Raw genomic sequence first — 8,130 nt, forward strand, 5'->3', positions numbered from 1 at the left:
TGTTAATATCGTCTTCACTTCATGCTTCGTTAAATTTTGTGCCTCGTCAATAATAATAAACTGATCTGGAATACTTCTCCCGCGTATATAGGTAAGCGCTTCTACTTCAATCGAACCCATTCCAGCTAAAATAGCATCTAGCTCCCCAGGCTTTTTCGTATTGAATAAATACTCTAGATTATCAAAAATCGGCTGCATCCACGGTCTTAATTTTTCCTCTTTCTCTCCTGGTAAATAGCCTATATCTTTTCCTACCGGTACAATTGGTCTCGCGACAAGTAGTTTTTTATATAACCCTAAATCTTCCGTTTGCATTAGTCCCGCAGCTAATGCAAGTAACGTTTTTCCTGTACCGGCTTTCCCTGTTAACGTTACAAGTGGAATATCTTCCCGAAGTAGCAATTCTAATCCCATAATTTGCTGCACGTTTCGTGGGCGTATCCCCCACACTTGCTCATTGTGAAAAATAAGTTTTTTCACCTTCTTACCTAAATGATCCACAATCCCAAGAGCAGAACTAGAACCCCCTAGTGCATCTTTCATTACAACAAACTGATTTGGATAAAAAGGATGATTTGCGATTTCAGATAAAGGTAGTTCACCTTTTTCATAAAAATAATCTAACTGTTCTTTTGATATATACCCTTCTAAAAATCCTGAATATATATTTTCCACTTCGATTACTCGGTCACTTAAATAATCTTCGGCCTGCAATCCGATTGCATCAGCTTTTACCCTTACGAGTACATCTTTACTTACTAAAATAACTGATTTCCCGTCCTCTTTTTCTTGTTCTTCTAAAGAGAGGTTTTTCGCTACCGCTAAAATTCGATTATCATTTGTTTTTTCTACAAAAATATCTTGCAGTTGCACAAATGAGCGATGATTTAATTCAATACGAAATGTACCGCCGTTTTCTAACGGAATACTTTCATGCAGCTTTCCYATTTCACGAAATTTGTCGATTAACTTAGATACATAGCGAGCATTTCGTCCTACTTCATCCATATAACGTTTTTTCGAATCAACCTCTTCTAATACAACTGCTGGAATCACTACTTCATTTGTTGCAAATGAAAAAATAGATAAAGGATCCTGCAAAAGTACATTCGTATCTAACACATAAATTTTATCCAACCTGTTACCCCCTGACTCCACTTTTAAATTTGTAGAACAAGGGTTTCATCCATAAAATATGGACGAACCATTGTTATAATTATATGTACCGTAAAAACGAGGTAGAATCGAAATTCATAGAAATTAAACCTTTTCTTTATTTTTTATTCATTTCTATTCAATATATTACTTTTTATTATAATTTTTCACATTAAATCACAATACTCACTTATAAAAGTTTATGAACGATGTTCCTATTCATCTTCTTTATAATTCTTTCATTCCTACTAATACTTGATTATCAAGCTTTTTAGCAGCTCGAAGATCATATGTTTTTTCATATGTTGGTTCAGTAGCAAGTTTCGCACCATAAAACATAACATCACGAACTTCTTGTACATTCACTTCTACTACCGTTAATTTTAGAGGAATCCCTTCCATTCTATCTGTTAAAATTTTACTTTCACCACTTATGGAAAATACGGATTCATTCGCCATTATAGTCAATACAACCCCTGCACTATGCCGTATATTCCCCACAATACGTGAGCGTTGATCTACCGCAAATCGAATACTAGTTTCACTCACTGCATATACCCAAGAAATAGCACTTACGTTAGGAATTTGTTTTTCGAAATCTATTGTTGCTATCATAACGATACACTCTTTACGCAAAGATTGTACTAAATCACCTGTCAATGTAGGCTCAACTACATTCGCCATATTTCCACCTCCAAATATTATTTATATATCCTTATCATAACCTATTTTTCGAATTGCGAAAATATTATTTTTTCCCGCTATTATTCAAAAACATTATACTTCCATGATATACTTATACTGATAGAATTCGTATTGAGGTGACGAAATGAGAGTCAAATGTATGATTTGTGATAAAAAAGATATGTTAGATGACGAAAATCCTATGGCAAAAAAACTGCGTAATCGCCCTATTCATACATATATGTGCATGGAATGTACGGAACGAATTGCAGAGCGTACTATGGAACGCCATGCGAGTGGTAATTTCCGATTATATCGTGATAAAAAAGTAGAAGACGATTGGTAAACCGGAAATAAGTCCTTAATCATATAGATAAGGACTTATTTGTATTTTTCTGGTTCACGATTCATCTGATCCAAAAAACAATCAATGGCTTCTACCGGAAATCTTGCACACCTTATTTCTCCATCAATTTCATATGTAATCAAATACATTTCCTCGTTCTTTTCAACTTCTACATTTCGTAATTTATGCTCTTCATATATCATATTTTGAAATAATACATACGTTTCTTGTGCAGCGCTATCATCTGGACGTGCTTCCGCAACCGTTTTAATTGTTAACCAATTATATAGTGCATCTTGTACTGAGCGCATGAAAGCCCCTCCTTTTTTCACCCTGTTTTTTGTTGTTTAGCTTGACGTAAACGCAGTCTATAAATTCCAAGTACAATTGCCGCTACAACGAGTCCCTCTCCAACGGGTAAAAAAACTGCAAAAAAAGTTAATACCGTGCATCCAATTGCTAAAGATGTATATATCACTATATTTTTTAGTACCGACAGCTTCCTTGCAAATCCTAAATTATATACAAGTGCACTTAATAAAATTATTGTTCCATAAAGCAACCACATCCCTACCTCTGGATTTTCATCAACTTTACAAAGTTTCGCGAAAAATGACATTCTTTCTAACACTATCTTTCACCTCTCCTCATGAAACAAATTCTCTTTATGTACTTAATACAAGAGTAACTCGCAAAAAAAATACTGTCCACAAAAAAGAGTAAATATTCAAAAAAAAATAAACATAAAACAAAAAAACAGCTACCTTTTATAAAGGTAGCTGTTCTATTATTTTATGCTTCAACAGATTTCTTTTTCTTAGCAGCTCTTTCGCGCTCACTCTTATCAAGAATCTTTTTACGTAGACGAATTGATTCTGGAGTTACTTCACAGAACTCGTCATCGTTTAAGTACTCTAATGACTCTTCTAAAGTCATTAAGCGTGGTTTTTTCATTGTTGAAGTTTGATCTTTCGTCGCAGAACGAATGTTAGTTTGTTGTTTCATTTTTACAACGTTAACTGTTAAATCATTCTCACGTGTATGTTCTCCAACGATCATACCAGCATATACTTCTGTACCTGGTTCAACGAAGATTACACCGCGATCTTCAACTTGCATAATACCGTATTGTGATGCTTTTCCTGCGTCAAGTGAAACTAGAACACCTTGGCGACGTCCACCCACTTGTCCAGCATGTACTGGTTGGTAGCAATCAAATGTGTGGTTTAAAATACCATAACCACGAGTTAATGTTAGGAATTCTGTTGTGTAACCAATTAAACCACGTGCTGGAACCATGAAAGTAAGGCGAACTTGACCGTTTCCGTTATTCACCATATCTAACATTTCACCTTTACGTGCACCCATTGATTCCATAATAGAACCAGTGTATTCTTCAGGCACATCGATTTGTACGCGCTCTACAGGCTCACTTCTTACGCCATCGACATCTTTAATAATTACTTCAGGCTTAGATACTTGTAGTTCATAACCTTCACGACGCATGTTTTCAATTAAGATAGATAAATGTAATTCCCCGCGTCCAGATACGATCCATGCATCAGGAGAATCTGTATTATCTACACGTAAACTTACATCTGTTTCTAATTGTGAACGAAGACGCTCTTCAATTTTACGAGATGTAATGAATTTACCTTCACGACCTGCAAATGGGCTGTTATTTACAAGGAATGTCATTTGTAGTGTTGGCTCATCAATACGTAATAATGGTAAAGCCTCTTCATGCTCAACCGGACATACCGTTTCACCTACGTTAATGTCTTCCATACCTGAAACAGCTACTAAATCTCCGGCTTTTGCTTCTTCAATTTCTTGACGTTTTAATCCAATGTAACCAAATAATTTAGTTACACGGAATTGTTTTACACTTCCGTCAACTTTCATTAATGCAACTTGTTGTCCTACTTTCATTGTACCACGGAATACGCGTCCAACCCCGATACGACCAACATAGTCATTGTAATCAAGAAGTGCTACTTGGAATTGAAGTGGCTCTTCGCTGTTATCAACTGGTGCTGGAATATGTTCAATAATTGTGTCAAACAATGATTTCATATTCTCTTCTTGATTTGCTGGATTTGAATCTAAGCTTGCTGTTCCGTTCATTGCTGATGCAAATACAACTGGGAACTCTAATTGATCTTCGTTTGCACCAAGTTCGATGAATAAGTCAACTACTTCATCAACTACTTCATCAGGGCGAGCGAAGTCACGGTCAATTTTGTTTACAACAACGATTGGAGTTAAGTTTTGCTCAAGAGCTTTCTTTAAAACAAATCGTGTTTGTGGCATACAACCTTCATATGCATCAACAACAAGTAGAACACCATCAACCATTTTCATGATACGTTCTACTTCTCCACCGAAGTCAGCGTGACCAGGTGTATCTAAAATGTTAATTCTTTTATCTTCATAGTGAATCGCAGTATTCTTCGCTAAAATTGTAATACCACGTTCTCTTTCTAGATCATTTGAGTCCATTGCGCGTTCTTCAATATGTTCATTCGCACGGAACGTCCCCGCTTGACGTAATAACTGGTCAACAAGTGTTGTTTTACCATGGTCAACGTGGGCAATAATTGCTATATTTCGTAAATCTTGTCGTTTTTTCAACATGTCCAACTCCTAATGTCTTTTTAATCCTTCTCTATTATAAGAGCGAAGGGGATACAATGGCAATCAAAATAAAATCAAGAATGAAAATATAGTTGTATTCTTACTTTTGTGAAAGTAAAATGAGATTGGAGGGTGAAGAAATGGAACACATTCAATATCGCTTTTTATTAACAGCAATTATCGGTGTTATCTTCTTAATTGGTATCGGAATTATGATTGCTGAAAATAGTCCCATCGGCATTATCATTTGCATTATCGGCACATTTGTTACAGTCGGATACGGTTTTGTAACAAAAAGAAAAATGCGTAAATCGCAATAACATTAAAAAGTAAGAAGCTTCTTTATGCCTCTTACTTTTTTTTATTATTGCGATACAAATGGTAATAATTCTTCGTATACTCCTGGTTTTGCAACTAACACACTGCTTTTCTCTACAATAGAAAGAGGTGTTCCCAAGAACGTTGTCACTTTACCGCCAACTTCTTCTACAATAATCTGTCCCCCGCCAAAGTCCCATGGCGATAAGCGCGGTGTTACATATGCATCTAATCTTCCCGTTGCAACATATACCATTTCTAACGCTGCACAACCATATGACCTCGTACCTCTCGCCTTCTTAACGAGCATCATCATTTTTTCCATATTAAGCAATGGATTATCAGTAAGCCATATCGCATTCAAAGCTATAATTCCATGCTCTACCGTTCCTTTTTCCAACATGGGAATAGCTAAATCATTGCAAAAAGCCCCTTCTCCCTTTACCGCATGATATAGTTCGTCATGAACTGGATCATAAATAAGACCAATCTTTCCGATACCGTTCTCATAAATCCCGATTGAGATTGCGAAATTCCTTTTTTGATGAACAAAGTTCATCGTGCCGTCAATTGGATCAATTAACCAAACAACCCCATTAGAAGAGGTAATCTCATCTCCGTAGCCTTCTTCTCCTAAAATATTATGAGCCGGGAATGTTTCTTTAATTTTCCCAATTAAAAACTGCTCCGTTTCTCGGTCCATGTTTGTTACTAGATCAGCTGCATTTGACTTTGTTTCTATAATAAGTGTTTTTTTCAGTGACGCCATTAAATATTCTCCCGCTTCTCGAATCCACTGTTTCGCGTGTGTATCGATGTCTTTCCATACTTCTTGCATGTTTAAACACTCCGATCTATACTGTTCACAGAAAAAACGAACCCTTTATAAGGTTCGCACCAACTAATTATTTATACATATACTATTATTACGCTTCTAAACGGATCATTTCAAGTCTTAACACTTCTAATTTTTGTACGCACTCTTCTTTTTTCTGGTTGTCGTTATCCATCATCGCATCATATAAAGTTGCTAATTCATAATCTAGCTCCAAACGTAGCACCGGAATTCTCTTTTCAGCATCTGTTCTCTTTAACGCATTAATCACCTGTCTCATTTTTTTGCCTCCTCCCAATATTCGTCTGCCCTCGGACTAGAATTGATTCAATTTTCTGATTTTTTGTTTTATACTATACTATGTTGGATAAATCATCTATGCAACACAATTATATTTTTTTATTTAAATTTTTTTGTGCTGTTTTTTTTATGAATAGTACAAGCTATGCTAAAATTAAAACAAAATAGGAGTTGGAGGAACAATCATGACACTACAAACATTCACATCAACTGATTTTGAAGTCTTTACTGTTGATGGTCTTGAAGAACGAATGAGCGCAATTAAAACGAATATTCATCCTAAGCTAGAAGCTTTAGGGGAACAGTTTGCAGAATATTTATCACAACAAACCGATGGAAATTTTTTCTACCATGTAGCAAAACATGCACGCCGCAAAGTCAATCCACCAAACGATACTTGGGTTGCTTTTTCAACAAATAAACGTGGATATAAAATGTTACCACACTTCCAAATTGGTTTATGGGGTACTCATGCCTTCATATACTTTGGTTTAATCTATGAGTGTCCACAAAAAGTGGAGACGGCTCACGCCTTCTTAGAACATTTAAATGATTTAAAAACAAATATTCCAAATGACTTCGTTTGGTCCATTGACCATACTAAACCAGGTGTAAAATCACATAAAACGCTTGAAACGGAAGACTTACAAAAGATGATTGAACGTTTAGCTACTGTGAAAAAAGCAGAATTATTAGTCGGTATTCATATATCACCAGAGGAGTTTTCAGCAATGACCAACGAACAATTCCTTGCTAAGATTGAATCTACGATGCAATCACTCCTTCCTTTATATGCGATTTCTAATCGATAAATCGATAGTAGAAAACGGACAATTTATATTGTCCGTTTTTAGTTGTTATCACATTATAGCACTTTGTATTTTATTTTTCAAAATATTTTTACATTTTAACAATCTTTTTTTCCGCTACTTCTTTTGCTCTTTGAATCGTACGATATATAGAATATCCACTTACTTCTTGAAATTCTTTATCAATTGTTTTCTCCGCTGCCTTCGATGGCACAATCTCTTTAAAACGACGATATAATTCCATCAAATCTTCTCTCAAAACTCCTTTTTCATATACCTTTTCAATCGCTTCATAAAACTTTACAACTGCTACCATTTCTTCATTTGACCAATCGTAATCAAGTGGATATTGATATTCCATTTTTGCACCTCATTCAGTATTCTTTCTTTTTCCATTATGCTACCTTTAAGAGAACCTTTTATTCCTCACTATAGCCACTCTGCATTATACACCATTTATCCATTTCGATGGAATTGTCTTCCTCTTTGTATTATTTAAAATATAACTATTAAACATACTCACCTTGAAAATGAGATTTTTCTATACATCTATAATTATTGGTGATATAATGCTTTTGTTTTATAGAGAATAAAGTGAGACTACCATCCCCAAAAAGACGCTTGCGAATGGCAGAAAAACAAGTCAAGTTCTAAAAGTTTGTCATCTTAATTTCCTTTTAGAATGAGATGAAATCATATAAAACAAACTCTAATAAATATTACGAAGAAGAAGGGGTGTATAGATTGTCCCAATACGAAACACCATTGTTTACCACTTTAGTTGAGCACAGTAAGCGAAATCCAGTTCAATTCCATATTCCTGGTCATAAAAAAGGACAGGGCATGGATCCTACATTTCGCGAATTTATTGGGCATAATGCATTAGCAATTGATTTAATTAATATTGCGCCGCTCGATGATTTACATCATCCAAAAGGTATGATTAAAGAAGCACAGGATTTAGCAGCCGCTGCTTTCGGTGCAGATCATACGTTCTTTTCTATTCAAGGTACAAGTGGTGCAATTATGACAATGGTGATGAGCGT

General features: G+C 35.3%; 11 protein-coding genes and 1 pseudogene. 4 read left to right on the plus strand and 8 right to left on the minus strand.

Going from position 1 to position 8,130, the window contains the following annotated elements; all coding sequences use genetic code 11:
• Both AC1DTM_RS14160 and AC1DTM_RS14165 read right to left on the minus strand, forming a co-directional pair.
• A partial coding sequence (locus AC1DTM_RS14160) for a PhoH family protein (RefSeq protein WP_477000376.1) occupies positions 1-1,137 on the minus strand: 1,137 nt, incomplete at its 3' end.
• A 246-nt stretch (positions 1,138-1,383) separates the two neighbouring features.
• Positions 1,384-1,839 (minus strand): PNPOx family protein, encoded by a 456-nt coding sequence (locus tag AC1DTM_RS14165; protein ID WP_002160684.1) that lies wholly within the window; start codon positions 1,837-1,839, stop codon positions 1,384-1,386.
• 145 nt (positions 1,840-1,984) lie between these two features.
• Between AC1DTM_RS14165 and AC1DTM_RS14170 the strand changes: the two genes are divergently transcribed.
• Positions 1,985-2,185 carry a YlaI family protein gene (locus AC1DTM_RS14170; protein WP_002111485.1) on the plus strand — a complete coding sequence of 67 codons (201 nt, stop codon included), beginning with the start codon at positions 1,985-1,987 and terminating at the stop codon, positions 2,183-2,185.
• 35 nt (positions 2,186-2,220) lie between these two features.
• On the opposite strand, the gene AC1DTM_RS14175 is transcribed toward AC1DTM_RS14170, so the two are convergent.
• The 3 genes from AC1DTM_RS14175 to typA all read right to left on the minus strand — a co-directional run bounded on the left by AC1DTM_RS14175 (position 2,221) and on the right by typA (position 4,822).
• Entirely contained in the window at positions 2,221-2,496 is a 276-nt protein-coding gene (locus AC1DTM_RS14175; protein ID WP_002146008.1) for a hypothetical protein, read from the minus strand.
• 17 nt (positions 2,497-2,513) lie between these two features.
• Positions 2,514-2,816: a YlaH-like family protein gene (locus AC1DTM_RS14180; RefSeq protein ID WP_002160683.1), complete on the minus strand. Its 303-nt coding sequence runs from the start codon at positions 2,814-2,816 to the stop codon at positions 2,514-2,516.
• Between the two features lie 161 nt (positions 2,817-2,977).
• Positions 2,978-4,822, minus strand: a complete 1,845-nt coding sequence (gene typA / locus AC1DTM_RS14185) for a translational GTPase TypA (protein WP_002160682.1) — start codon at positions 4,820-4,822, stop codon at positions 2,978-2,980.
• 140 nt (positions 4,823-4,962) lie between these two features.
• On the opposite strand from typA, the gene AC1DTM_RS14190 reads away from it, so the two are divergent.
• Entirely contained in the window at positions 4,963-5,142 is a 180-nt protein-coding gene (locus AC1DTM_RS14190) for a DUF5325 family protein (RefSeq protein WP_000400127.1), read from the plus strand.
• A 44-nt stretch (positions 5,143-5,186) separates the two neighbouring features.
• On the opposite strand, the gene AC1DTM_RS14195 is transcribed toward AC1DTM_RS14190, so the two are convergent.
• Both AC1DTM_RS14195 and AC1DTM_RS14200 read right to left on the minus strand, forming a co-directional pair.
• Entirely contained in the window at positions 5,187-5,978 is a 792-nt protein-coding gene (locus AC1DTM_RS14195; protein ID WP_016106043.1) for an inositol monophosphatase family protein, read from the minus strand.
• A gap of 88 nt (positions 5,979-6,066) precedes the next feature.
• A complete protein-coding gene (locus tag AC1DTM_RS14200; protein WP_002088326.1) occupies positions 6,067-6,255 on the minus strand; it encodes a hypothetical protein in 189 nt (62 codons plus the stop codon).
• Between the two features lie 205 nt (positions 6,256-6,460).
• Between AC1DTM_RS14200 and AC1DTM_RS14205 the strand changes: the two genes are divergently transcribed.
• Positions 6,461-7,087: a YktB family protein gene (locus AC1DTM_RS14205; protein WP_088099485.1), complete on the plus strand. Its 627-nt coding sequence runs from the start codon at positions 6,461-6,463 to the stop codon at positions 7,085-7,087.
• Positions 7,088-7,175: 88 nt separating this feature from the next.
• Here AC1DTM_RS14205 and AC1DTM_RS14210 read toward each other — a convergent pair whose 3' ends face one another.
• Positions 7,176-7,445, minus strand: coding sequence for a UPF0223 family protein (locus AC1DTM_RS14210; RefSeq protein ID WP_002146003.1), 270 nt, complete (start codon positions 7,443-7,445; stop codon positions 7,176-7,178).
• Between the two features lie 383 nt (positions 7,446-7,828).
• Here AC1DTM_RS14210 and AC1DTM_RS14215 point away from each other — a divergent pair.
• Positions 7,829-8,130 (plus strand): annotated as a pseudogene (locus tag AC1DTM_RS14215) (arginine decarboxylase); the annotation flags it as partial.

The sequence above is a fragment of the Bacillus sp. P4_D3 genome, from assembly GCF_056401855.1.

What these genes read in the sequence shown, in the direction of transcription:
- AC1DTM_RS14165 (WP_002160684.1), bottom strand. Translation starts at nt 1,839, where the DNA reads ATGGCGAATGTAGTTGAGCCTACATTGACAGGTGATTTAGTACAATCT.
- AC1DTM_RS14170 (WP_002111485.1), top strand. Translation starts at nt 1,985, where the DNA reads ATGAGAGTCAAATGTATGATTTGTGATAAAAAAGATATGTTAGATGAC.
- AC1DTM_RS14175 (WP_002146008.1), bottom strand. Translation starts at nt 2,496, where the DNA reads ATGCGCTCAGTACAAGATGCACTATATAATTGGTTAACAATTAAAACG.
- typA (WP_002160682.1), bottom strand. Translation starts at nt 4,822, where the DNA reads ATGTTGAAAAAACGACAAGATTTACGAAATATAGCAATTATTGCCCAC.
- AC1DTM_RS14190 (WP_000400127.1), top strand. Translation starts at nt 4,963, where the DNA reads ATGGAACACATTCAATATCGCTTTTTATTAACAGCAATTATCGGTGTT.
- AC1DTM_RS14195 (WP_016106043.1), bottom strand. Translation starts at nt 5,978, where the DNA reads ATGCAAGAAGTATGGAAAGACATCGATACACACGCGAAACAGTGGATT.
- AC1DTM_RS14200 (WP_002088326.1), bottom strand. Translation starts at nt 6,255, where the DNA reads ATGAGACAGGTGATTAATGCGTTAAAGAGAACAGATGCTGAAAAGAGA.
- AC1DTM_RS14205 (WP_088099485.1), top strand. Translation starts at nt 6,461, where the DNA reads ATGACACTACAAACATTCACATCAACTGATTTTGAAGTCTTTACTGTT.
- AC1DTM_RS14210 (WP_002146003.1), bottom strand. Translation starts at nt 7,445, where the DNA reads ATGGAATATCAATATCCACTTGATTACGATTGGTCAAATGAAGAAATG.